The organism is Taklimakanibacter albus (assembly GCF_016595235.1).
Taxonomy (GTDB): domain Bacteria; phylum Pseudomonadota; class Alphaproteobacteria; order Rhizobiales; family Aestuariivirgaceae; genus Taklimakanibacter; species Taklimakanibacter albus.
Window position 1 is genome coordinate 1,377,201 of record NZ_JAENHL010000007.1, and the last position, 19,733, is coordinate 1,396,933.

Here is a 19,733-nt window from a genome sequence, read left to right on the forward strand (position 1 = left end):
CTGGCGTGAGACCGGCGACAATGGTTTCTTCCCATTTGTCGGCGATGCTTCCGGTCTCGGCTTCGCCGGCCGGCTCGGCAAGTTTCTTGGAGCTGACCTTCTTTAGGAAATCTTCGAGCCACTTCATCCGTATGCACCTCTCATCGAGCCTATGCCGCTGCTGATCCGCACGTCGCGCTCGAAAATGTCTTCGTCGCCTTTGCGCACATCGCCATTGACGGCCGGAACAGCCGTCCAGCCGTAAGCAGCAATATCTTGCCGGCTCGCGAAGTAGCCGAGCATGCCGGCGATCGCCGTGTCGCCATGCCGGTCCATGCCGTCGGCACCTTTGGCGATATGATCGTCCGGCACCTTGGTGACACCGTTTACGTTTGCCAGCGCCTGGTGATCCTTCAAGACGTCGTCGTCGCGGGGGATCTCGATCGTCTGGTCGTTGAAGGCCTCGATATAAGGCGTCGCATTAAGCCGATACCACTCGGCCGAGAATTTCACTTCATGGATCAGCTCGCCATATTTCTGGCGAGCGACTTCCGCTAGGTACTGGCCGTTGCCGGTCGCGTCATTTGCGCCGCCCGAGAAACGCGGCAGGCGATCCACGACAAGGAAGAGCAGCTCGCGCTGCTGATCGAAGGGCACGTTCCGGAATTCCAAGAGCAGCTTGCAGCGTCGCTTCAGATCGGTTCCGATCTCGAATATCTTCATGGCGGAGATCGCGCCCGACCTGGCGAAGTCATATCCATAAACATGAGGCCGGCTGACGTTCAGTCGATCGAGCGCCGGCTTCACCTTGGCGACAAACCACGCATGCGCCTCTAGCTTGCGCATCGCGGGAGGCTTGTCCTTGAAGGAGTCGGGGAGGCTCAGCCGGGCGATCGGGCACGGCACCATGCAGCTCTCGATCTGGATGCGCGACAATGAGGCCCCTTCCGACTCGGCCGCGACGCAATCCAGTTCCTGCTTCATCGCGGACTCGCGCGGGCCATAGGCCTTGCGGATCTCCGCTTCCCACGCCTGCTCAGCTTCCGCCGACCAGATCTCGCCCGTCTTCGCGCAAACCCGCTTGAACAGGCCGTTGTCGATAGCTTTGCGGAAAGGGATATGGTGGACCTTGAAAGCATTCTTTCCGGCGAGCGCTTCGTGGATCAGCTCATTGAAGGGGTTGAGCACACCATTATGCGTCGAGATCACCCTGATCTTGCCGCCCCAGATGAGAAGCGCCATCACGGCATCGAGCACTGCGCGCACATCGCGATGGAAAGCCGCCTCGTCGATCACGACGATGCCCTGCAGACCGCGAATGTTCTCCGGCCGGGAAGACAAAGCTTCTACGCGCTTGCCGCTGGCGAACACAATGCGGAAGGCGCTGATGAACGACGATCGGCCATCCTCCCGCTTGTCCTCGAAGAGAAACTCCTCGATCTTCACCAGCTCTTGCGCGACGACCCGGGCGAAGTGTGCGACATAGCCGATAAATTCCCGGCCTTTGTCCTTCGTATCGCCGATGTAAAAGACGTTTGAGCCGCCTTCCTTGGCGGCTTCGAGCGTATCGTCCAGGGCCTCGGCGAAGGTTATACCAGTGCGTCGTCCCTTCTCGGCGATCTTCAACCTGGATGCATCGGCCAGCCAGTCGACTTGGTGCTTCATCAGGATGCCTTCCGCGAAGGGATCAAGATCCGGCGCTATGTCCGCGCCGCGCGGAAGGTCCCCCGGAAGCTCCGCCTCGGGGTCTCTCGGCAGGACGGGCTGCAGCTCGGCCGGCAGCGGCTTGTCGGGCTCATCGTTCATTTGCGGTCAATCACTCCCAGGACTTCCCGCCTGATCTGGCTCACCACCTCGGGCGCGAGGCCGGCCCTCCCGGCCGCCACGTCGATCGCCTTCGTGGCCTTGTCGCTGAAGTCGTCGACGATGCGCTTGCGCGTCACGACCGAAATCTTGCGAGCCTGTTCGAGCCTGAAGAGCGTCAGTGCTGCTTCCTTCAGCATTTCCATGCTGGCGGAGCTGTCATTCAGCGACTGCTCCATGATCACGTCATAGACGATCGTCTTGATTGTCTCGTTCAAGAGGAGGCCCACATCGCCCTGAGGTGCCTCGTTGAGTTTCTCGGCAAGGATTGCCGCGACCTCGCGTGCCTGTGTGAGCTGCTCGCCATAGGTGGCGAGCCACAATGCTTTCCGATGGAAGGCTGATCGAGAGATCGGCTTCTGTCCCATGGCGAGAAGATGACTGTTCAGCTCCTCGCGGATATCATCCTGCTGCCGGCGCCGTTCCTTGAGCGCCTCCATGGCCGCGATGACATGCGGACGAGCCTCTTCCGGCAAGAGGTCGATCGACGACAGCCGGCCACGCTTGGCGTCTTTCGCCATGTCGTCACTCCTTCGGAGAGGGTTTTTTCACCCCGGCGATCTCGATGAGACCGTCGACATGATCCTGGCCACGACGATGCAGCGTCGCGATGGCATAGCTTCCCTGATTGACGACGGTGATCGCACTGACGTCAGCAAGGAAGTTCAATTCGGTCCGGATCACTTCACGGGTCCGGCTCATTCCGTATCCCGCCGCCACCTTCTGCAGCAAAACTTCATTCGCCGTATATCCCGGCTGCTCGGCAAGCGCGCGAAGGAGGCAGAGGCGGAGATCGCGCAGAACAAAATCGTTGAAGCTTGTCATCGGTCCTTGCTCGAATTCATGAGGAATGTCTCGACGCGGTTGACGGTGGCCGCGATCGGCGTGAGCTTCTCGGTGAAGACGTTTAGCTTGCCCTGCATTTCGGTCATGCCCAGCTCGATCTTGTGGATCGCATCGCTCGTCGGCATGTCGTCGACTTTCTGCTCAAGCCCAGCAAAGCCAGTCTCCAGCTTCGTCACTTTGTCGCGCAGATCCGTGACGTCCTTTTCGGCCGCCTTCTTGCTTTGCGAGTGGCGCGTCCAGAAAGTCAGATAGACCGTCCAGACGAATGCCGCGCCGGAGATCATCCATCCCCAATTGACTTGATCCATTATCGCCGCCCCCGCCTTTCATGCTTCTCCTGGCAGGTCGAGCAGCGGCGCGCGTTCGGCATCGCCTTCTTGCGATCCTCCGGGATCTCCTCGGCGCAGTCGACGCAATCGACCGTTCCGTCAGCGAGTAGACCCGCCCTGATCCGACCTACCCCGCTGAAACGTGCGCGTTGCTCCAGCTCCTGCGCCTTGTCGACTATGTCCATCACTTACACTTGTCCGCTTTCTGCCCCATCACGCAGGGCTGGGGCGGCCCCGAATAGGAAGCGACCCAGAGCACCGCGCCGATGCCGATGAGGCAGAGCAAGACCGCGACTCTCCATGCCAGGCTCATGGCTTTTTCTCCTTGCGGCGGCGTTCCTCTTCCTGCGCCCACCGGGTGAATTCGTTGTTGGCTTCGACCTTCGCGGCGCATGTGTTGCGCTGCAGGCGAGTCCTGGTCAGTTCATTGGCCAGGTCTTCGTTGAGTGGGGGATCGCGCTCGCTCGTGTCGCAAGGGGCTTGCTCGGCCGGGTACAAGAAGACCGTCTCGCTTCCCGTTCCCTCTTTTCTTGCCGAGCACGCGGCGCACAGCGTCAGGCACAGGAGTGTCAAGCCAAGTTTTGGCATCAGCATCGGTCTTACCCAGATTGGTGATCTCGTCCTGGATGTCCTGGCTCTCCGCCGCCAGTTTCTCGATCTTCGAAATCAGATCGGTCTGGATGCCATCGGACTTCTCCTTCCAGGATTTCAGGAGATCGATGGTCTTGTCCTTCTCGCGGTTCTGGATGAGCGCGATCGTCAGCTTGTCCTGCAGGAGATCGCGCTCGGCCTCCGCCTTTATCGCTTCACCGCGATAGTAGAGCAGCACGATGAGAAGGATCGCGCCGATGGCATAGGGAAGATATCGGAGGAGCCCGATCACATGATCCTCCCGGCTCTTTCGCCCTGGACGCGGGCGTCGCCAGACTTCCAGGCCTGCCAGGCGATCCAGGCGCCGACGCCGATTACCGCCGCTCCGATCAGAAACCCATTATCCGCGACGAAGCCCTTCACGATCTGCAGCGCGTCACCGACGACGCCGAGAGTGCCGCTGAATTCGCCGAGGATGCCGACAACCCCGGCACCGGACAGAATGCTTCCGGCGCTGATATTGTGGACGGCGGCATTGGCAATGGTCGAGCGCCCCGCAAGAGACGTGAGAGTGGCGTTTTTCCGTGCTTCCGAGATCTCGCGCTTCTTCGCCTTTTCCATCACCCCCATATCGGCCTCGCTGGCGATGCCGTCCGTCTGGAGGTCGTTGTCGGCTTCAAAGGCGAGCTGCGCTTCGCGCGTCCGAGATCCGAAGGTCCCGTCGACATGCCCGACGGCATAGCCGAGATCAGTGAGCTGCTGCTGCAGCGCTTCGACGCGCCGGCCGCGATCGCCAAACTTGAGGCCCGAGGCCTTGACGCTGTACTTGCCGACGCGGCGAATGCCGAGCAGTCTCTCGCGCGGATAGCGGGCGATCGAGACCGAATTGTTCTGGTTGCCGCCCAGGACCTCGACGAATTTATCTGCGACCCGGAGGACAAAGGCGACATGCCCCTGCCAGGTGTTCTTGCCCCGCGTGAAGATAGCGACGTCACCAGGGCGGCCGAACTCGGGATCGACCGCCTCGCCCCATTTGAGGTACGAGCGAGCATTCAGGGCGCGAGTGGATCGGACGCCGCAGCGCTCGAACATCGCGCCGAGGAAAGCGGCGCACCAGGCGACTTCATCGTGTTCGACGTAGTCATGCCCGACGTCGGCATAGAATTGCATGATGACGGGATTGTCGCGCTTGCCGGAAGTCTCCTTCGTTCCGAGGAAGTTTCGGGCAAGCTGCAGATGCCGGGGTTCTTCCGCCAGAGCGGCGGCGCTCAGGTTGAAGTTGACAAATTCGGCTGCGGTGGCGCGTCTCGTTTCCATGACGAGACAGTGCAGCGATTTCCGGGATTACTTGCGGGGGACGCCCGTCCCCATCTATTCGAAGAGGTCTTTCTGAGCCAGGACGCGATCGACGGTGCGGCGCTTGCCGTTCACGATGCGCTGTACTGTTTTATGATGCACTCCGGCCGCCCTGGCAATGGCAGGCTTTGAGTGACCTTCGTCCGACATTTCGATGATCATCCGCCAGCGCTTGGCCTGGCTGGCGCTCGGCCCCATGGGCACCTCGTGCCATTGGCCTGGCGCAAGGGCCTTGCCGATCGCGCCGGCTTTGTCCTTGCCGACGAGCTGCGAGAGCCAGTGTTCGGCCCCCGGCACGGCCGGGAAATAGGCCCTGGCCCCACCTTTCGCCTCGGCGATCTTTATGGCAGCTTCCAGCCCCGCCACATCGGCGATCTCCCGCAATATACCCGGCAGGTATAGGCGGCGAGGTCTCATGCGCAGATCACCGGAGAAACTAGATGCTTCGAGCCACCACCGCCCTGTTCGCCCTGGCCCTCCTTGCCCTTCCAGCCCATGCCGCGCCAGATCTCAAGCCCTGGCAGATCCGCGCCAAGGAAGAGATCGGCATGCAGCTCGGGGTCCGGGCGGTGGAATGGACGCAGGCGATGAGCCTTTGGGTTTACGTCACCGATGACGGCAAGACCAAATGGAACGCCTGGGCGAGTTCCCTTTGTGTCTTCACCCGCGATATCGGTCGAGATGAGAAGGACTACATCACGGTCACGGTCCTCGACCACGCCGCCAGTGCTCGAAACGAGTGGCAAGAATATGCTAAGGCCTATTGCGACTAGGCTCATTCCGACAGTTCCTTCTTGATCGGAACCTTGCGCGCCTGGCGCATGATCTTCTTCATCGCGACGGCATGCTGCCTGCGCACCGGGAACGCCTTGCCGACGTGAAGGGTGATCACCCGGCCGCGCCGGATACGGTAGTTGATGCCCTCGGCCGTGATGCCGTTGGCCGCCTTGTCCAAGGCCGGCTCGGCCGCCGTGAAGATGCGCCGCCGAACCTCGGCGACGTCGACACCACAGATCCGCTCCAGGTAGCGCAGGACCGCATGATCGGTGACGGGGAGCCTCGCCATCAGGCGGCCTCCTCGTATTTGCCGAGCTGATCGCCCCAGACGTCATATCCAGGCCATTGCTCGGTAGCGAAAAGCTCGCAGCCGAATTCGGTCGGCAAGAGACGCGTGATCAGCTCGCGCATTTCAGGCGGCTTGCGAGAGTGTTCCCGTCGAAGCGACTCGATCGAGTTTTTGATCGACCGTGATCCATAAGTTGGCGAGCCTATCGTCCCGATGATGAACGGCTCGCACGAAGAGCGCAGAATGTAGCCGCCTCCCATTGCGGTCTTGCCGGTCTTCGTGAGCTTCAACCAACTCCCGCCAGTTTTGTATTTGAAGCCATGACGCTTCATCACCTCCAGGGCGAACGGCAGTCGTGGCCAGATCGCCCACATGATGTAGACGCAATCACCGCGCGCGAGCTGCGAGACCGGAAGGTTTAATATCTCCTCATCCGGCATCGTCTTGTAGTGCGCCTCGGGCGATCGGCCATAGCCCTTGGAGCTACGCATTTTGTAGCGCCAGGGGAAGTCGGCGAGGATGACGCCATAGGAAAGCGGCTTGAGATTGTCGAAGGGCCAGCCTGTCATTGGACTAGCCCCTGCGATCTGGCGAACCTGTAGATCGCCGCGGCCTCCTGGGCTGTGATCCCGACCCGGACCAGGTGGCCGCAGGTCGACGCGACCAAGGCCATCAGGAGCGGCTCCTCGGGATCATAGATCTGCTTTTCGTCGAGCATCACAACTCGCCCGTTGGCCTGCGCCCTCTCGAATTGCGCTCGCCGCACTTCGACGAACTGCTCACGCGCCGGCTTGCCGGAAGCGTCGGCCGCGTCGAAATGAGCGATCAGCTCCCGCATCGTGATTGTGGGGCTCATTCGGCCTCCTGCAGCGCTTTACGCAGCTTGCGGCCGAGCGCCTTGGTGATCGTGACCCAATCGGCGTTGGACCATTCTGCCGGCTCGCTCTTGTCCAGCACCTTCTGGCCGTAGAGGAACAGGCCTTCGCTGCGCTCGCCATCTGAGCAGGTCCAGGTGTGGGGAATGGAAACCGCGCCGATCGCGATGAGCTTCAGCCATTGCGCCACGGCGATGCGGTATCCGGGGAAGTCGCGGAAGGCTGACGCCATCGGGCCTGGCTTGCTCCAATCCACATTGCCTTCTCGCGCCAGCCACTTCTTCAGCGCTTCGATCACCCTCAAGGCATCTTCCGAACTCTTGAGCCAGCGCACAGACGCGATGCCGGTCTGCCGATGGATGAAAGTCCACATCGCCTTCTCTTCGGGATCGCGGATGATGCCGAGGTTCCAGCCGGAGAGCCAAAGTGCCCTGATCTTGGGGGCATATTTATGCTCGGCATAGCCTGGCATCCGGCCTTTCGAGGGCTTCACGTGAAACCCCTTTTTGCCGAACAGCTCGATGACTTTCACAAGCTCATGGTCCGAGCAGTCGCGGGCAGAGTTCTTCCCGGTCACCAGGACGAGCATGTCGCGATACGTCTCGTCGTCGAGGCCCAACTCTTTTTTGGCGACATGGACCTTGGCGAGCATCTTGTTCCTGGGGGCGAGCGCGATCATGACGCGCCCCCGCTGCGATCGCCTTCGACGAGCCAGATCGCCACCTGCAAAGTGTCGAAGAGATAGACGGTTCCGTCTTCGGTCGGCATCTCTTCGAGCTGCTCGGGCCGGTCCTTCAGGCGCGCGTCGCGAAAATAGGTGAGTTGACGGAGCAGAGCTTCCTTGTCGATGATCATTGCATGAACCTCACGCAGTTTTCTGTCTTGCACTGGCCCCAAAGGTGGCCGTTGCCCGGCGCAGCGCTCCAAGCGAGCGGCTGACTACAGCCAGGGCAGGGAAATGAGCCGCTGCTCGCACCGGCCTTCTGGGCTTCCTGCGCGATGGCAAAGGCGGCCAGGCAGGTGAGTATTTTTCCCTTCAGGATCGTCATTGCCGGCCCCTATGGTCGAACGTGATGCTGAACGTCACCGTTGTTTCGCCACCCTCCTCGATCACGTCACTTGCGATCGCGACCAGCTCCGCGCGGATCGCCGACATGCTTTGGTCGATCACCATGAGGTTTCGGGCATGGCTGCCTGCGCCCACCGTGAAGGTCATTTCACGAGTGTGTCGGCTTCCAAATCGGTGATCGGGGAAGAGCGCCGGCAGCGTCTCAGGGCGCGGGTTCATATCCGACCAGCGCGGCAAGCCAAGCTCCTTGGCGCGCTGGCAATCGTCGGCGTGAATGTAGGTGCTCCCAACGAGTGTGGGGCTGCAATCCTGGTCAGCGTTCGCCATTGCCGCCCCCTTTCCGCGCCGAGAGCAGCATCCAGTAAGGCAGGATGGCAAAGGCAATGCAGCCGATTTGCAGGGCGACGAGAACAAGGTGCCCGGTCATTGCGCTGCCTCCAGCCCCTCGGGCGTGAATGGCTCGACAATGAAGTCCTCGCCCTCTGACTTGACCTTCACCCCATCTATGCCGTCGATCAGGGCGGGATTGGCCAGAATGGCCTCCTTGTTGATCTCGAATTTGTGGCGAAGGGCTTTCCGCCGCCTCAACTCGAGCAACCGCTTCACCAGGTCGTCGAGCTTCCAGATCTTCCCGATCGACACAGAGGGCGGCCGAAGTCGCCAGCTAGCCTTCCCGGCCGCGAAGCTGATCGTCTTGGATTTGCCGTCCGTGAGAGTTGCGCGGTTCGCTTCGCAGTAGATTTGAATGCCCTTCACCAGGGCACTCTTACGGGTGACTAGCGGAAGCGCTCTCGCTTCCACCCGCGCCTTGATCGCAGCCAGCTCCTCCTTCAAGTCCGCATCCAGGCGGACGATCGCCAGGTCGATCGAGCCGATCTCGGCGATGAAGTCTGAAGCCTCGTTCCGGTCTTTCGGGACCGGCGCGTTGCTGGCCTTCGATTTAGTCTTGGTCATGCGGCGTTACCTCGGAGAGCTGTCGATAGATTTGGGGATCAAAGAAGCCGTGCCTGACCATCGTTGCGAGAATGGCTCGGGCAACCTGCTGTCCGGATGCAGACGCCACACACTGTTGTTCTGCCAGGACGGCGATCTCCGAGAGCAGCTCGTTCTGCCCGTAGATCAGGCCGCCCATGGCCTTTATGTCGTTGATCGAAATGCCGGTGATTAGGCGGATATCGCCGCCGAGCGCGCGCGCGGCGGCGGCGTATGGATCGGCCTCGCGAGTCATGCTTGGTCCATGTTGTTGATGATGAGGAGGAGCGCCGGCCGCCGCCGAAGCGGCGGAGTACTGTTTGCCGGCGCGGGAACGACCATCCCCGCGCCCTTTTCGAGATCGGCAGCCTCGCCAGCCATTTCGCGGACGAGCAGGCCCATGACGGCGAGTGCTTCCGGCGTCATGGACAGGCCTCGCGCGGAAAGCGTCAGGAGATCATCGGCGAGCACGGCCAGGCGTTCGCTGAAGGGGTCCGCTTCATTCAGCATTGCCGCCCTCCTCCGCGCTCGTTGTCTTGATCCGGGAGTGGATGCAGCCGCCGCGACAAGCCCGATAGAGCTTCACGCGGAGGGAGGACGCCGAAGAAAAATTCCTGGCGCGCTTCTGATGATCTAGGCAGACATGCGCCGGTATCTCTTCGAGTACCGGGCACACGAGCGTGTCACCCATCAGCGCGCCGCGAGTCGCCTTCTCGACGGTCTCATAGGTGCCGGCGTAGGTCTGCCGCAGCACTCCCGAGACCACGGAGCCCGAGACCCCGAGTCGCTTCGCGATTGCGCTCTGCGAAGAGCGATCGCAAGCTTCAGCCAAGCATCTGATCCAATCGGGCATAGCGTCGCCCCATGCATCGGTGGCATTGGCAAGCGAGACGCGCGGCGCACTGGTACCGGGCTTTGGTCCACGCGCACTCACAGCGGCACCTCGTCGACGTGAATTACATCGTTCACGACTGATCGGCGGTTCGGATCATAGACAAGGCGACCGGTCATGATGCGCGGCGGCACTGGTCCTGTTGCCATGCCAGGGGCGAGCCCATAGACCGGGCTGGTGCCGTATTTGTTGACGCGCCGAAGATATCCCGCTTCGATAAGATGCGAGACATAGGTCTCCGCTATCGCCTCCGACACGGTCAAGACGCCAGGAAGCGTGGATTGAAGGGCAAGCTCTCGGACATTGAACGACTTCAGCATCTTCATCGCCCGCCACATCAGATCCATGACTTGATATCGCGGGCAAACGTTCCCTGCCCCGTCCAGGAAGTGAGGCAGATGCCGGGGCTTGATGATCGTGTAGAGCTTCGTCCGATCGACGCCGATGCCGGCGTAGGAGGCGACGCGCGCCTGGATGAGCAGGTGGACATAGCTATCCATCGCGCCGGCCGTGACAATGCAGCTCACATTGCCCATGGGAATAGCCGTCGCAGCTTGAACCGCATCGGCGATCGAGAACGGCGCGCCGTTCTCACTGACCGCGAGAATTGCCGCCCACATGATTTCCGGCGTGGCGGCAGATAGGGCGAAAGTCGCGCCTTTTGCAGGAACCGTCGCCAAGCTTTGCGCTGCTCTCATGACGCCCTCCGCCGAAGCTGACGAGCGCGCGGCTTGGGCGAGCCCGTATAGACGTCATGGTCCCCCCAATCCGATAGCCCCACCTTTGAGAGGTTCTTCTGAAGCGCAACCTGGCGGATGCTCTCGAAGTTGATCACCAGTCGGCGCGTGATCCCGTCCGTCGTCTCAACGATGTGCTTCAACAGATCGTCGTGGATCGCCAGCTCCGGCACATAGATTTTCGCCAGAGATTTCGCGTCGTTGATATCGGCCGGCTCGGCCGGCACCCATTCGAGAACGCGATTATGAGCGCGCTCGAAGGCGATGAGCTTTTGCGGCAGTTGCTCCTCGCCGATAAAAACGACAGGCGCGGCGGACTTGTCCGAGATCTCGCGAACGACGTCGACCATCGTTTTTTTGACCAGGTGATCGGCCTCGTCGATGATCAGCGGCTTCGGGTCCTGTGCCAGTAGCTGAATGATCCGCTCAACCTTCGTCGCGACCGTTCCCTTGCTAGGATGACCGGTCAGCTCGTGCAGGATGGCATCGACAAGCGAGGATGCATGCCATGATGAACCGCACTCGACGTAATAGGCATTATGCCGCTGCGCGCCGTGAACAGCGGCCGTCGTCTTGCCGAAGCCGCTCGGCCCATAGAAAACGCCGATGCCGGGAAGATGCGCCGGCCTCTCGCTCAGTCGAGTGATGAGCTGCAGACAGAGCGTGACGTTGCGAAGCGGCGCGGTCCCTCCGACGCTTGCATTGACTTTCTTCGTTCCGGTAGTCATGATTTGCCTTTCCATATTGCTTTGCCTTCCGCCCGCGCTCGTCTGATCCACGAGCGCGGGTTTTCACTCACGCTTCCTCAAGCCACTCACGTCCAAAGTCCTCGAACATCGCGATGTGCGCCTTGAATTCGGCGCTCTGCACGTAGCTGGTCAGCCAGCGCGCAGCGTCCGCGTCGACGGCATCGCTCTTCGTCATTGCTTCCTGGATCGCAATCGCGCGGCGGAACCGCTGCTTTGCGGTCTCGGGCAGGGAAACGACGTTTGTCGTCGCCTGTGCGATCGGCAATTGCCCCGGCATCGCAATCGGAGCTGAAAGAGCCGAAGCGGCCTCATCCAATGCTGGCGAGCTGTGTGTGTCGGCCGGCTTGGGGAAAGGCATGATGTTGCGGTTCTTGCTCTTCGCCAGCCCGAGCACGTCATCGATCATGTCGCGCGGCTTGATCCGGCGAGCTTCGCGACGGATCTCTTGGGTTCTCTCACGGATAAGGTCTTGCTGCGCCGCCCGAGCTGCTGCAACGAGCTGGCGCGGATTGACGCCGGAGCGTTCGGGGCAGATGGCTTCGGCGAGGAAGGCACCGGTCTCGGACTCGAAGATATAGAGCCGTCCCAAGTCCTCCGGGTCCTGCCGGCAATAGACCTTCGCGCCCGCCATCAGCTCGTGCGCAATATAGTAGCCATAATCCAGGCGGATGCCTTGCTTCGTAACCGTTCGATAGCCGTCGCTGCCGGCGACCGGCGCGAGGAGCAGATCGAGCGCCCGCAGGTTCTCGATCTTCCGAAGCGCGCCATTGTAAGCCTGAGCGCGCAGGAAGGGCGTCTGTCCGTCGAGCCCTTTATGTGGCGAGTGCGCAAACTTGTCGGTGCACCAGGCATCCATGGCGCGCTGTAGCTCGTCGTGATCGAGGTCGACGCAGAACGTCTTTGCGTCGCTCTCGCCCAGGCGCGCCGCGAAGGCCCTGCGGGCCTCAATCTGCTTTCGATCCTGCACATTGTGGCCGATGAACCCAGGCAGAAGCGGCATGAGACCGCGCTGCAGAGTTCCGATGTGCCGCTCGACAATGCCCTTTTCTTCAGGCGAGAAGGGGTTGGTGATGTCGTGACCAATCCCGAGCGAATGCACCGCGCGCTTGAAGTGGTAGCTGGTAAAGTCCGCGCCGTTGTCCGTCCTGATCTGCTCCGGCACTCCCCAGGCGATGATCGCGCGGCGGATGAGTAGCAGCGCCGCCTCGGTCCTGGGCGTCCGGGTGACATAAGTCATCATGCGCCGGGACCAGACGTCGACTGCGACATAGATCGAGTAGCGACCATCCTTCAGGAGGACGTCGGCCGGGGACGCGTCGATCTCCCATAGCTCATTGAGCCGACGAATATGGGAATAGGCGCCGGAGCCTGAAAGACGGATGCTGTTCCTGAAGCCATCGGGATTGGTGAGCTTCGCCACCACCGCGCCGTTCCTGGACTTCCAGGTCGAAATATAGCGCTGGAATGACCGGATCGAAGGAAGGGTCTCCGGCGCGAATTTCGCTTCGACGAGATCGCGAATGTGGTCGGCGGTCAGATGAGGCTGCGCGACGAGCAGCCCACTGATATAAATTGCGATCTCACCGTCGTCGGCAGTGCCGAGGGTGCTCTTCCGGCCCCGTTTTGAAACGCCATTGCCGATCTGATGCCAATGTCCGGCGTCGCGAAGCATGCGCCAGCGCTTGATCGAGCGACCGGACGCATAGGCTATTTGCTGTTTGATCCAGCCGGGTATTTCGATCAGGCCCTGATTGTAGCGGCCAGCGAAGTCGTAGTCGGCCGCCGCGCGGCCAAGCGCCAGGTTCGCGGAATAGTGGGCATCAGCCAGGCTCAGCAGCGCCAGTCGGGAGTCTCTCCGAAGCATATTCTTCTCGGTGAATACCGGGGGTGGCGGTGCGATCTCTGTTGTTGGAGTCGCGATCACGTCGACCTTCAACTCCTCGCTCTTCATTGCAACGCGAGCAGAAGCCGGGAGGACCGAAATGTGGTATTCGAAGCCGCCGCCAGGCCCTTTTCTCCGGCGCGCCAGCGGCTCACCGTCACTCGCCTTGGCGGACTTCCAGCCTTCCCGATCGGCCATCGATTGAATGTTGGATTTAGAGCCGGGCAGTCCCGGCAGTTTCCGCGCGGCGATCTCGGCGGCAGTGAGCCACTCTTTCACTTGCTGGCCCTCTTCTTCTTCGATGCGGCGGGGGGCTTTTTCGTCGGAGTGAGGCTCAGCGCCTTATGCTGGCGCAGATACTCGACAAACTGCCGTTGCGCTTTGTGCGGGGCCTTGTGCCAAGCCTTCACCAGCGCGGCGAAGGCCGCTTCATCGGCGGACTTGGGATCGACCTTGTTGTCGATGATGGACACGGCATCGGAGATCGACGCCGCCTTGGGCTTCTCCCCCTCCTTCGCCGGCAGCACCAGGGAAAGCACTCGGCCCTGCTTTTTCTGCTCGACCTTAGCGAGCTGGGCTAGCTGGGCTCCGTTGTCGGCCAGCCAAGTGCCGGTGACGGCCTTGCGAGTTTCCGGTGCGAGGCCGTTCCAGACTGCGACGGCCGCGAAGAATGTCTGCTTGCTCAGGCCCGCCTTGCTGGCGATCTCGTCTGCGACTCCAAAGATCGGAGTTGCAGCATCATGCTTCTTTTTCGCGCCCGCGACGCCGCGCCGGCTGTCGGGGTAAAGCTCCTCATAGACCCGTTTCAGCTCGGCCAGGTGGCCAGCGCGATCAAGCGCCGTCAGCTCTTCGCGCCCGACATTCTCAACACATTCGCGAAGGCGGATTTCAAGGTCCGGCTTGTCGGTCTCGCATTCCACGACGCGAGCCGAGATTTCTTCCATGCCGAGGAGCTTGTGCGCGGCCAGCCGGTGAGCACCGAAGACCAGGACATGCTTGTTGCCGCGCTTAACGATCTCGATCGGCTGCAGAAGGCCGTTCTTCTTGATCGTCTCGGCCATAACAGCGGCCTTGGCATCGTTGACTTCGCGGATACGATCCCCGACCTCGATATCCTCGATCGGAAAGAGGCGGACTTCGACGAGCTTCATGCCGCCACCCGCTCGGGCCTTTCCCCGGAACCTATTTTGTGAGTAGAGTTTCGCTGACGGGCGGGGATGAGCTCGCCGTGATCGTCGAACCACTTCGGCCATAACGCTTGCACCGGTTGGCCGAGGTACTGAGCCATGGCGCGATTTGCGCCGGAGATGGGTTTTTTGAACGCTGCGCGAAAGGTGGACGGCTCGTAACCGTTTGCTCTCGCGAGCGATGTCAGAGTTTGGCCGTTACGGCGGATTTCCGCCTTTATGGCGTACTCGTCCCACATCTTTTCTGGTTCTGGCTTCTTCGGCTTTTTCGACTTGCTCATCCCCAACCTCGTTGCCGCCAACAGCGGCGGCGGAAATGAACGGTGCCGAATCGGCAACGTTCGATGCCATTATAGGCATCGTTCGTTGCCTCTCTCAACGGGTATTTCCGCGTTTAGGGAAATGAGTTGTGATCGATAAGAAGAAGAGAAAAAAAGGCGATGTGGGGCAAAGGCTTAGGCAGGCGCGAGGAAACGCCTCGCTGGTCGCGTTTGCTGCCCAGGTCGGCAGTAACAAGACCAGCTGGAGCCTTTATGAAAGCGAGGAACGCTCGCCGGATCTGGACCTGTTGATTCGCGTCCGCGAAGTGACCGGCATAAGCCTTGATTGGCTCGCCGACGGAGATGAGCGCACCGCCGCGCCGGCACCAATCGATGCCGAGATTCTCGCAGGAATCGTCCGGGCGATCGAAGACGAAACGCCGAAGCTCGACACCGATTCGAAGGCGCGCTTGATCGCCGGCTTCTACAATCGCCACCTGAAGCTGACCGCGAGTCCAATACCCGCCGCGTCGGCAAAGAAGGTCGGCTGACGCAAAATCACAACTAGTAATAATTCGAAGAATTCCGACATATCCTGGTTAACGCTGAATTCCTCTGCCTGTTCGTGACGGGGAGATGTGGCCTTGCTGCCCATCTAACCAGAAGTGAGAATTCCTCGCCGGCCGTTCCGCCTCGTCAGCACGATTCGTTTTGCCGGCTGACCGAGGAGGTCGTTGGCAGTGTCTTTCGAGGATGAGGTGCGTCAAATTTTGATTGCGGCGCGGACGGCGAATGACAATCGCCCCGAGCTTCCGCCGCCGTCCGCTCGACGACGCTCGCCGAGGAAGCCAGGAGCGCGCGGACGCCGGAAGAGATCGGCAAAGCCAGCGCACAATGGTCTAGCGCCGCGCCCGCCTCCGCCTCCCTGGCCCTACCGCCGCAAATTCTTCTACTGCGCAGCTCTCGCGATCATCGTCGCGGTGGTGCATGCGCTCGTGCTCGGTTTTTCCGTCACTTCCTTCTCAGGCTATGCGCGAGGCAATTACTCATGGGGACCAAGCGGACAATATTACCACCTTCAAGATGGCCGGCGCGGGAACCATTGATCTTCGAATCGGCGCGGGCTCTCGATCAAAAAGTAAGCATCAGGCTCGGGCATGTCGCATCCGCTGCAGCGCGATCGCTTGCGCATATGCCCCAGCGTCGAAGCGGAGCCGTATTTGTCGATGCGTGTGATCATGTCGACCTTCGCTCGTCGCCGGCAATCGGGCGTCCTGCAGATCAGCACCAGCTCAATCTGATAGTTGAGCTGCATCTCGAACACCCTTCGCAAGGTAAGGGTATCGGGATCGATCCGGTGAAGGTCTAAACGATGAAACCAGTCCATCGGAACAGACTGAGAACGGCCGGACCATCAAGTCAAATGAAAAAGGCTCGCTGTGACAAGCAGCGAGCCGAGTATTGTGGTGCCGCCGAGGCGACTTTTGGGAACTCGTCGATCAGGCAACGTTCCCTCATCTTGGCCGCTTCTTTTTCCGCCCCGTCGGACGTGTATTTTTAGCGGCCTCGATCTCCTCTACCTTGAAGATGATGGTGAAGCCCTTGTCGGCCATGTCGATCGCGATATTCGCCAGAATTTCGGTGTCCAGATGCTCGATCACTTGCATTGGGCAGGTGACGAATACTCTGACCGGCCGATCCCGCCTTGTCAGTCCGTGATAGACCTCATGTTCCTGGGTATAGGTGGGCATCGCGGCACCCTCGCGCCTGGCTGAAAGTCGATTAGTGAGCAGGTCAGTTCTCACCGGCCAGTTTAGGCCCGCCTTTCGCCCTAAGTCACTAAATTCTAAGCCGAAATCGGCCATCTGGCCTGTTAGGTGTCATCTGACCTGCTTTCAGGCCAGTTCTCCACCTCGTCTGACCTGCCAAGCCGACCGATCGAAGGCCGGTTGAGGGCGCTTCGAGGCCCTTTTTAACGGGGTTTCCGTGGCATAGGGCCTTAATCGGCCGTGCCACGCGTTCTGGCAGCCTCCACGGGGAATTCTGTCGCCGGTACAGCATCTCGCGCGCGTCGTTTTGGATGCGCCCCGATGGCTGCAAAAGCCTTGTGTCTATTGAGTTTCGCCCGCGTGGTCCCGGTTAATCCCGGTCAATCCCGCATGGTCCCCCACGTGCCAGGTAAACTGTCGGGTGACATCACTCTCCCGGAGGCCATTCTCAGGGCCTTGTTTTAGCTGGCTTTTCCCAATGGTTTTGACTATGCAACAGCGCGAAAGGCACCTGATGAACCATCGACAAGCCCATGGCAGACGATCTGATCCGCTTCGTGACGGATGGCCGCCATCTACCCTATGGCCATCGCACCGGTATCTTTCCGAGCGCATATAAAGCGCGTCGGGAGAATTGGCTTGCCTCCGGCCGCCACGACGAGCTTTGCGATCTCCTCCTCTGGTTCAGCGACAATCTGCCGGTCCCCGATCGTTTCGCAGCGTCACGACAGCACAACGGAAAACATTCGGGAATCAGCTGGATTCGCTCATCGGCGGCCGATCACATGAGACGCTTACGCCGAATAGCAGACCTGCTGGACGGCGTTGGCGTCCAGGTGCAGGAGCTGCGCACAACGCGGCCCGGCTACATTCTCTACGAAGACGAATTTCAGGTCGTCGCTTTGCCCTTCAAGGATACACCTCGCTGAACCGCCGACTGCCCTTGATTCCTCGGGCACATTTGTTGGAAATTGCGAAGATCGCGTTGACAGGGACCATTCCGCTGTTCCGCCGCCTTCTCGAAGATCCCTGCAAATCCCTGCAGATCCGCTGATAATCCCCTGATAATTCCGCTGTTATTTACAGCGGAAGAACAGCGGATCAGGCCGCCGACAAGCCGCTGGCTGGCTCTTCCGCGGCCTGCGCCACTTCGAGCGTCACGCCGTGATGGCGGCAGATATCGACGATCGTATCGGGCGGCGGCTGGTCGGTCACGAACGTATCGATCTGGCTCAAATGCCCGATGCGCACCGGCGCCGACCGGGTGAACTTCATCGCGTCCGAGACCAGGATGGTGCGCCTGGCATTGGCGATGATCGCCTGCGCCGCGCGCACTTCGCGATAGTCGAAATCGAGCAGCGCCCCGTCATCGTCGATCGCCGACACGCCGATCACCGCGTAATCGACCTTGAACTGGCGGATGAAATCGACCGCCGCCTCGCCGACGATGCCACCATCCGAGCGCCGGACCATGCCGCCGATGACGATGACATCGACGCCCGGGCACGGCGTCAGTGTGGTCGCCACATGGATGTTGTTGGTGATGACGAGTAGCCCCTCATGCTTCACGAGGGCGCGCGCCACTTCCTCGGTCGTCGTGCCGATATTGACGAAGAGCGAGCAGTTGTTGGGGATGAGCTGTGCCGCCCGCTCGCCGATCCGCTGCTTTTCATATTCGGCCAGCAGCCGGCGCGCTTCATAGGCGACGTTTTCGACGCCCGAGGACAACAACGCCCCGCCGTGGGTACGGGTCAGGAGCCGCTGCTCGCACAGGTCGTTCAGGTCCTTGCGGATGGTCTGGGGGGTGACGTCGAAACGCTCGGCCAGTCCGTCGACCGTCACCTTGCCGCTCTGGCGGGCGATGAGCAGGATTTCATGCTGGCGGAAATTGAGCGATGTCATGGGCTTTTCCGGTGGATGAAGGCGAATTTGCCCACAGTCCGGCTTGAGTTTAGAGCGCCCGACCCTCTAAGAAAAGGCGGTTAAGGAGACCTCCATGAGCAAAGCCGATCTGCCCGCGAACCTGGTCATCGTCGACCATCCGCTGGTGCTGCACAAGCTGACCCTGATGCGCGACAAGCACACGCCCTCGGCGGTGTTCCGCCAGCTGCTGCGCGAGATCAGCCTGCTGCTCGCCTATGAGGTGGCGCGCGACCTGCCGATGACGACGCAGACCATCGAGACGCCGCTCGCCGAGATGGAGGCGCCCATCCTCAAGGGCAAGAAGCTCGTGATCGTCTCGATCCTCAGGGCCGGCAACGGCCTGCTCGAAGGCATGCTCGATCTGATGCCCTCGGCGCGTGTCGGCCATATCGGCATATACCGCAATCCCGACACGCTGCAGCCGGTCGAATATTACATGAAGGTGCCCGAGGACATCGCCGAGCGCCGCGTGATCGTCGTCGACCCGATGCTCGCCACCGGCAATTCGGTGTCGGCCGCCATCCAGCGCCTGAAGGACAAGGGCGCCAAGGACATCAAGCTCGTCTGCCTCCTGTCGGCGCCGGAAGGCATCAAACATGTGAATGCCGATCATCCCGACGTGCAGATCTTCACCGCCGCGGTCGACCGCAAGCTCAACAGCCACGGCTATATCGTGCCGGGCCTGGGTGATGCCGGCGACCGCATGTTCGGGACGAAGTAAGCCGCATCGGCAGGAAAAGCATATGGCCGGGCTCGACCCGGCCATCCAAGCGACAAGGAATTGATGCCGCGGCGTCAGTTACCCTTCGTTAGCTATGCGTTGCGCTTTTTGGTTTCGACAATATTTAGGCAGGAATTGGCAGGCACAATCCGGTCCCTAGAGCGCTCCCCGCGAAAGTTGCTCGACTTTCGCGACAAGGGAACGCCCAAGAACAGAAGACCACACAGGATATGGCGCCGACAATGCAGACCCAGCTCAAATGCACCAATGGATCGCGGCCGCGCATCCTGTTCGCTGAGGATTCCGACACGGTACGCCTGGTGACCGCGGCACTTCTGCGGCGCATGGGCTGCGATGTCGATGCGGTGGAGCATGGCGAGGAAGCGCTGGAGCAGGTGCGCACCCAGACCTATGATCTGGTTCTGCTCGATATCGAAATGCCGGTGATGGACGGAATGATCGCGGCGCGCGAGATCCGTGCTCTGGGCGGATGTGCCGCGCGCACCCCCCTGATGGCGCTCTCGGCCTATCTCGCCGACTGGCACAAGGGCGGCAACTGGCATGAATGTTTCGACATGGCGCTGCCCAAGCCCGCGGGCCGCAGCGAGCTGCAGTCGGCGATCCAGAAGATCCTGCGCTGAACGCCGCCTTTCAGCGGGCGCTCGCC

The 19,733-nt window shown here is 61.0% G+C and carries 33 protein-coding genes; 5 read left to right on the forward strand and 28 right to left on the reverse strand.

All coding sequences use genetic code 11. The annotated features are described in order from the left end of the window. Positions 1 to 123 precede the first annotated feature (123 nt). From JHL16_RS18075 to JHL16_RS18110, 9 genes are all read right to left on the reverse strand, one after another. Positions 124 to 1,785 carry a hypothetical protein gene (locus JHL16_RS18075; protein WP_200186251.1) on the reverse strand — a complete coding sequence of 554 codons (1,662 nt, stop codon included), beginning with the start codon at positions 1,783 to 1,785 and terminating at the stop codon, positions 124 to 126. After that, positions 1,782 to 2,363, reverse strand: a complete 582-nt coding sequence (locus JHL16_RS18080; RefSeq protein ID WP_200186252.1) for a DUF3486 family protein — start codon at positions 2,361 to 2,363, stop codon at positions 1,782 to 1,784. Before JHL16_RS18080 ends, JHL16_RS18075 begins: the two co-directional genes overlap by 4 nt. Before the next feature lie 4 nt (positions 2,364 to 2,367). Continuing rightward, positions 2,368 to 2,667 carry a VpaChn25_0724 family phage protein gene (locus tag JHL16_RS18085; protein ID WP_200186253.1) on the reverse strand — a complete coding sequence of 100 codons (300 nt, stop codon included), beginning with the start codon at positions 2,665 to 2,667 and terminating at the stop codon, positions 2,368 to 2,370. Next, positions 2,664 to 2,996, reverse strand: coding sequence for a DUF2730 family protein (locus JHL16_RS18090; RefSeq protein ID WP_200186254.1), 333 nt, complete (start codon positions 2,994 to 2,996; stop codon positions 2,664 to 2,666). Before JHL16_RS18090 ends, JHL16_RS18085 begins: the two co-directional genes overlap by 4 nt. Next, a complete protein-coding gene (locus JHL16_RS18095; protein ID WP_200186255.1) occupies positions 2,996 to 3,202 on the reverse strand; it encodes a TraR/DksA C4-type zinc finger protein in 207 nt (68 codons plus the stop codon). Before JHL16_RS18095 ends, JHL16_RS18090 begins: the two co-directional genes overlap by 1 nt. Further along, positions 3,202 to 3,330: a hypothetical protein gene (locus tag JHL16_RS35290; RefSeq protein ID WP_281436019.1), complete on the reverse strand. Its 129-nt coding sequence runs from the start codon at positions 3,328 to 3,330 to the stop codon at positions 3,202 to 3,204. The genes JHL16_RS18095 and JHL16_RS35290 overlap by 1 nt, the downstream gene beginning before the upstream one ends. Further along, positions 3,327 to 3,611 (reverse strand): Rz1-like lysis system protein LysC, encoded by a 285-nt coding sequence (lysC, locus tag JHL16_RS35535; protein WP_420884547.1) that lies wholly within the window; start codon positions 3,609 to 3,611, stop codon positions 3,327 to 3,329. Before lysC ends, JHL16_RS35290 begins: the two co-directional genes overlap by 4 nt. A 285-nt stretch (positions 3,612 to 3,896) precedes the next feature. Further along, positions 3,897 to 4,925, reverse strand: a complete 1,029-nt coding sequence (locus tag JHL16_RS18105; protein ID WP_200186257.1) for a C40 family peptidase — start codon at positions 4,923 to 4,925, stop codon at positions 3,897 to 3,899. 54 nt (positions 4,926 to 4,979) lie between these two features. Next, positions 4,980 to 5,381 carry a helix-turn-helix domain-containing protein gene (locus JHL16_RS18110; RefSeq protein ID WP_200186258.1) on the reverse strand — a complete coding sequence of 134 codons (402 nt, stop codon included), beginning with the start codon at positions 5,379 to 5,381 and terminating at the stop codon, positions 4,980 to 4,982. Positions 5,382 to 5,404: 23 nt separating this feature from the next. On the opposite strand from JHL16_RS18110, the gene JHL16_RS18115 reads away from it, so the two are divergent. Beyond that, positions 5,405 to 5,737: a hypothetical protein gene (locus tag JHL16_RS18115; RefSeq protein WP_200186259.1), complete on the forward strand. Its 333-nt coding sequence runs from the start codon at positions 5,405 to 5,407 to the stop codon at positions 5,735 to 5,737. Positions 5,738 to 5,739: 2 nt separating this feature from the next. Here the strand turns inward: JHL16_RS18115 and JHL16_RS18120 are convergent, their stop codons facing one another. The 16 genes from JHL16_RS18120 to JHL16_RS18195 form a co-directional block, all read right to left on the reverse strand. Beyond that, complete coding sequence (locus JHL16_RS18120; RefSeq protein WP_200186260.1) at positions 5,740 to 6,030, reverse strand: hypothetical protein; 291 nt, start codon at positions 6,028 to 6,030, stop codon at positions 5,740 to 5,742. Further along, entirely contained in the window at positions 6,030 to 6,599 is a 570-nt protein-coding gene (locus tag JHL16_RS18125) for an MT-A70 family methyltransferase (protein ID WP_200186261.1), read from the reverse strand. Before JHL16_RS18125 ends, JHL16_RS18120 begins: the two co-directional genes overlap by 1 nt. Beyond that, on the reverse strand, positions 6,596 to 6,886 hold the full coding sequence (locus tag JHL16_RS18130) for a hypothetical protein (RefSeq protein ID WP_200186262.1): 291 nt from the start codon (positions 6,884 to 6,886) through the stop codon (positions 6,596 to 6,598). Before JHL16_RS18130 ends, JHL16_RS18125 begins: the two co-directional genes overlap by 4 nt. After that, entirely contained in the window at positions 6,883 to 7,584 is a 702-nt protein-coding gene (locus JHL16_RS18135; RefSeq protein ID WP_200186263.1) for a gp16 family protein, read from the reverse strand. The genes JHL16_RS18130 and JHL16_RS18135 overlap by 4 nt, the downstream gene beginning before the upstream one ends. After that, positions 7,581 to 7,760 carry a hypothetical protein gene (locus JHL16_RS18140; protein WP_200186264.1) on the reverse strand — a complete coding sequence of 60 codons (180 nt, stop codon included), beginning with the start codon at positions 7,758 to 7,760 and terminating at the stop codon, positions 7,581 to 7,583. The genes JHL16_RS18135 and JHL16_RS18140 overlap by 4 nt, the downstream gene beginning before the upstream one ends. Then, a complete protein-coding gene (locus JHL16_RS18145) occupies positions 7,757 to 7,954 on the reverse strand; it encodes a hypothetical protein (protein ID WP_200186265.1) in 198 nt (65 codons plus the stop codon). Before JHL16_RS18145 ends, JHL16_RS18140 begins: the two co-directional genes overlap by 4 nt. After that, a complete protein-coding gene (locus JHL16_RS18150) occupies positions 7,951 to 8,301 on the reverse strand; it encodes a hypothetical protein (RefSeq protein ID WP_200186266.1) in 351 nt (116 codons plus the stop codon). The genes JHL16_RS18145 and JHL16_RS18150 overlap by 4 nt, the downstream gene beginning before the upstream one ends. Positions 8,302 to 8,397: 96 nt before the next feature. Further along, positions 8,398 to 8,928 (reverse strand): host-nuclease inhibitor Gam family protein, encoded by a 531-nt coding sequence (locus tag JHL16_RS18155; protein ID WP_200186267.1) that lies wholly within the window; start codon positions 8,926 to 8,928, stop codon positions 8,398 to 8,400. Then, entirely contained in the window at positions 8,915 to 9,202 is a 288-nt protein-coding gene (locus tag JHL16_RS18160) for a hypothetical protein (RefSeq protein ID WP_200186268.1), read from the reverse strand. Before JHL16_RS18160 ends, JHL16_RS18155 begins: the two co-directional genes overlap by 14 nt. Further along, positions 9,199 to 9,456, reverse strand: coding sequence for a hypothetical protein (locus tag JHL16_RS18165; RefSeq protein ID WP_200186269.1), 258 nt, complete (start codon positions 9,454 to 9,456; stop codon positions 9,199 to 9,201). The genes JHL16_RS18160 and JHL16_RS18165 overlap by 4 nt, the downstream gene beginning before the upstream one ends. Then, entirely contained in the window at positions 9,446 to 9,700 is a 255-nt protein-coding gene (locus tag JHL16_RS18170; RefSeq protein ID WP_246770969.1) for a hypothetical protein, read from the reverse strand. The genes JHL16_RS18165 and JHL16_RS18170 overlap by 11 nt, the downstream gene beginning before the upstream one ends. A 176-nt stretch (positions 9,701 to 9,876) precedes the next feature. Continuing rightward, complete coding sequence (locus JHL16_RS18175) at positions 9,877 to 10,536, reverse strand: hypothetical protein (RefSeq protein WP_200186271.1); 660 nt, start codon at positions 10,534 to 10,536, stop codon at positions 9,877 to 9,879. Beyond that, positions 10,533 to 11,303: an AAA family ATPase gene (locus tag JHL16_RS18180; RefSeq protein WP_200186272.1), complete on the reverse strand. Its 771-nt coding sequence runs from the start codon at positions 11,301 to 11,303 to the stop codon at positions 10,533 to 10,535. Before JHL16_RS18180 ends, JHL16_RS18175 begins: the two co-directional genes overlap by 4 nt. A 67-nt stretch (positions 11,304 to 11,370) precedes the next feature. Further along, entirely contained in the window at positions 11,371 to 13,485 is a 2,115-nt protein-coding gene (locus JHL16_RS18185) for a DDE-type integrase/transposase/recombinase (protein WP_200186273.1), read from the reverse strand. Further along, positions 13,482 to 14,357, reverse strand: a complete 876-nt coding sequence (locus tag JHL16_RS18190; RefSeq protein ID WP_200186274.1) for a ParB N-terminal domain-containing protein — start codon at positions 14,355 to 14,357, stop codon at positions 13,482 to 13,484. The genes JHL16_RS18185 and JHL16_RS18190 overlap by 4 nt, the downstream gene beginning before the upstream one ends. Next, a complete protein-coding gene (locus JHL16_RS18195; RefSeq protein ID WP_200186275.1) occupies positions 14,354 to 14,674 on the reverse strand; it encodes a helix-turn-helix domain-containing protein in 321 nt (106 codons plus the stop codon). Before JHL16_RS18195 ends, JHL16_RS18190 begins: the two co-directional genes overlap by 4 nt. A gap of 128 nt (positions 14,675 to 14,802) precedes the next feature. Between JHL16_RS18195 and JHL16_RS18200 the strand changes: the two genes are divergently transcribed. Next, on the forward strand, positions 14,803 to 15,204 hold the full coding sequence (locus JHL16_RS18200; protein WP_200186276.1) for a helix-turn-helix domain-containing protein: 402 nt from the start codon (positions 14,803 to 14,805) through the stop codon (positions 15,202 to 15,204). 527 nt (positions 15,205 to 15,731) lie between these two features. On the opposite strand, the gene JHL16_RS18205 is transcribed toward JHL16_RS18200, so the two are convergent. Together JHL16_RS18205 and JHL16_RS18210 are read right to left on the reverse strand one after the other, a co-directional pair. Further along, positions 15,732 to 16,040 carry a hypothetical protein gene (locus tag JHL16_RS18205; protein ID WP_200186277.1) on the reverse strand — a complete coding sequence of 103 codons (309 nt, stop codon included), beginning with the start codon at positions 16,038 to 16,040 and terminating at the stop codon, positions 15,732 to 15,734. Positions 16,041 to 16,167: 127 nt separating this feature from the next. Continuing rightward, positions 16,168 to 16,404, reverse strand: a complete 237-nt coding sequence (locus JHL16_RS18210; RefSeq protein ID WP_200186278.1) for a hypothetical protein — start codon at positions 16,402 to 16,404, stop codon at positions 16,168 to 16,170. A 551-nt stretch (positions 16,405 to 16,955) separates the two neighbouring features. Between JHL16_RS18210 and JHL16_RS18215 the strand changes: the two genes are divergently transcribed. Then, positions 16,956 to 17,351 carry a hypothetical protein gene (locus JHL16_RS18215; RefSeq protein ID WP_200186279.1) on the forward strand — a complete coding sequence of 132 codons (396 nt, stop codon included), beginning with the start codon at positions 16,956 to 16,958 and terminating at the stop codon, positions 17,349 to 17,351. Positions 17,352 to 17,523: 172 nt separating this feature from the next. Here the strand turns inward: JHL16_RS18215 and JHL16_RS18220 are convergent, their stop codons facing one another. Beyond that, positions 17,524 to 18,324, reverse strand: coding sequence for a DeoR/GlpR family DNA-binding transcription regulator (locus JHL16_RS18220; RefSeq protein ID WP_200186280.1), 801 nt, complete (start codon positions 18,322 to 18,324; stop codon positions 17,524 to 17,526). Between the two features lie 94 nt (positions 18,325 to 18,418). On the opposite strand from JHL16_RS18220, the gene upp reads away from it, so the two are divergent. Together upp and JHL16_RS18230 are read left to right on the forward strand one after the other, a co-directional pair. Continuing rightward, positions 18,419 to 19,066, forward strand: coding sequence for a uracil phosphoribosyltransferase (upp, locus tag JHL16_RS18225; RefSeq protein WP_200186281.1), 648 nt, complete (start codon positions 18,419 to 18,421; stop codon positions 19,064 to 19,066). 242 nt (positions 19,067 to 19,308) lie between these two features. Further along, positions 19,309 to 19,707, forward strand: coding sequence for a response regulator (locus JHL16_RS18230; RefSeq protein WP_200186282.1), 399 nt, complete (start codon positions 19,309 to 19,311; stop codon positions 19,705 to 19,707). The last annotated feature ends 26 nt before the right edge of the window (positions 19,708 to 19,733 follow it).

Excerpts from the sequence above, each read along its gene's own strand:
- JHL16_RS18075 (WP_200186251.1), bottom strand. The coding sequence starts at position 1,785 with ATGAACGATGAGCCCGACAAGCCGCTGCCGGCCGAGCTGCAGCCCGTC.
- JHL16_RS18080 (WP_200186252.1), bottom strand. The coding sequence starts at position 2,363 with ATGGCGAAAGACGCCAAGCGTGGCCGGCTGTCGTCGATCGACCTCTTG.
- JHL16_RS18085 (WP_200186253.1), bottom strand. The coding sequence starts at position 2,667 with ATGACAAGCTTCAACGATTTTGTTCTGCGCGATCTCCGCCTCTGCCTC.
- JHL16_RS18090 (WP_200186254.1), bottom strand. The coding sequence starts at position 2,996 with ATGGATCAAGTCAATTGGGGATGGATGATCTCCGGCGCGGCATTCGTC.
- JHL16_RS18095 (WP_200186255.1), bottom strand. The coding sequence starts at position 3,202 with ATGGACATAGTCGACAAGGCGCAGGAGCTGGAGCAACGCGCACGTTTC.
- JHL16_RS35290 (WP_281436019.1), bottom strand. The coding sequence starts at position 3,330 with ATGAGCCTGGCATGGAGAGTCGCGGTCTTGCTCTGCCTCATCGGCATC.
- lysC (WP_420884547.1), bottom strand. The coding sequence starts at position 3,611 with ATGCTGATGCCAAAACTTGGCTTGACACTCCTGTGCCTGACGCTGTGC.
- JHL16_RS18105 (WP_200186257.1), bottom strand. The coding sequence starts at position 4,925 with ATGGAAACGAGACGCGCCACCGCAGCCGAATTTGTCAACTTCAACCTG.
- JHL16_RS18110 (WP_200186258.1), bottom strand. The coding sequence starts at position 5,381 with ATGAGACCTCGCCGCCTATACCTGCCGGGTATATTGCGGGAGATCGCC.
- JHL16_RS18115 (WP_200186259.1), top strand. The coding sequence starts at position 5,405 with ATGCTTCGAGCCACCACCGCCCTGTTCGCCCTGGCCCTCCTTGCCCTT.
- JHL16_RS18120 (WP_200186260.1), bottom strand. The coding sequence starts at position 6,030 with ATGGCGAGGCTCCCCGTCACCGATCATGCGGTCCTGCGCTACCTGGAG.
- JHL16_RS18125 (WP_200186261.1), bottom strand. The coding sequence starts at position 6,599 with ATGACAGGCTGGCCCTTCGACAATCTCAAGCCGCTTTCCTATGGCGTC.
- JHL16_RS18130 (WP_200186262.1), bottom strand. The coding sequence starts at position 6,886 with ATGAGCCCCACAATCACGATGCGGGAGCTGATCGCTCATTTCGACGCG.
- JHL16_RS18135 (WP_200186263.1), bottom strand. The coding sequence starts at position 7,584 with ATGATCGCGCTCGCCCCCAGGAACAAGATGCTCGCCAAGGTCCATGTC.
- JHL16_RS18140 (WP_200186264.1), bottom strand. The coding sequence starts at position 7,760 with ATGATCATCGACAAGGAAGCTCTGCTCCGTCAACTCACCTATTTTCGC.
- JHL16_RS18145 (WP_200186265.1), bottom strand. The coding sequence starts at position 7,954 with ATGACGATCCTGAAGGGAAAAATACTCACCTGCCTGGCCGCCTTTGCC.
- JHL16_RS18150 (WP_200186266.1), bottom strand. The coding sequence starts at position 8,301 with ATGGCGAACGCTGACCAGGATTGCAGCCCCACACTCGTTGGGAGCACC.
- JHL16_RS18155 (WP_200186267.1), bottom strand. The coding sequence starts at position 8,928 with ATGACCAAGACTAAATCGAAGGCCAGCAACGCGCCGGTCCCGAAAGAC.
- JHL16_RS18160 (WP_200186268.1), bottom strand. The coding sequence starts at position 9,202 with ATGACTCGCGAGGCCGATCCATACGCCGCCGCCGCGCGCGCGCTCGGC.
- JHL16_RS18165 (WP_200186269.1), bottom strand. The coding sequence starts at position 9,456 with ATGCTGAATGAAGCGGACCCCTTCAGCGAACGCCTGGCCGTGCTCGCC.
- JHL16_RS18175 (WP_200186271.1), bottom strand. The coding sequence starts at position 10,536 with ATGAGAGCAGCGCAAAGCTTGGCGACGGTTCCTGCAAAAGGCGCGACT.
- JHL16_RS18180 (WP_200186272.1), bottom strand. The coding sequence starts at position 11,303 with ATGACTACCGGAACGAAGAAAGTCAATGCAAGCGTCGGAGGGACCGCG.
- JHL16_RS18190 (WP_200186274.1), bottom strand. The coding sequence starts at position 14,357 with ATGAAGCTCGTCGAAGTCCGCCTCTTTCCGATCGAGGATATCGAGGTC.
- JHL16_RS18195 (WP_200186275.1), bottom strand. The coding sequence starts at position 14,674 with ATGAGCAAGTCGAAAAAGCCGAAGAAGCCAGAACCAGAAAAGATGTGG.
- JHL16_RS18205 (WP_200186277.1), bottom strand. The coding sequence starts at position 16,040 with ATGGACTGGTTTCATCGTTTAGACCTTCACCGGATCGATCCCGATACC.
- JHL16_RS18210 (WP_200186278.1), bottom strand. The coding sequence starts at position 16,404 with ATGCCCACCTATACCCAGGAACATGAGGTCTATCACGGACTGACAAGG.
- JHL16_RS18215 (WP_200186279.1), top strand. The coding sequence starts at position 16,956 with ATGGCAGACGATCTGATCCGCTTCGTGACGGATGGCCGCCATCTACCC.
- JHL16_RS18220 (WP_200186280.1), bottom strand. The coding sequence starts at position 18,324 with ATGACATCGCTCAATTTCCGCCAGCATGAAATCCTGCTCATCGCCCGC.
- upp (WP_200186281.1), top strand. The coding sequence starts at position 18,419 with ATGAGCAAAGCCGATCTGCCCGCGAACCTGGTCATCGTCGACCATCCG.
- JHL16_RS18230 (WP_200186282.1), top strand. The coding sequence starts at position 19,309 with ATGCAGACCCAGCTCAAATGCACCAATGGATCGCGGCCGCGCATCCTG.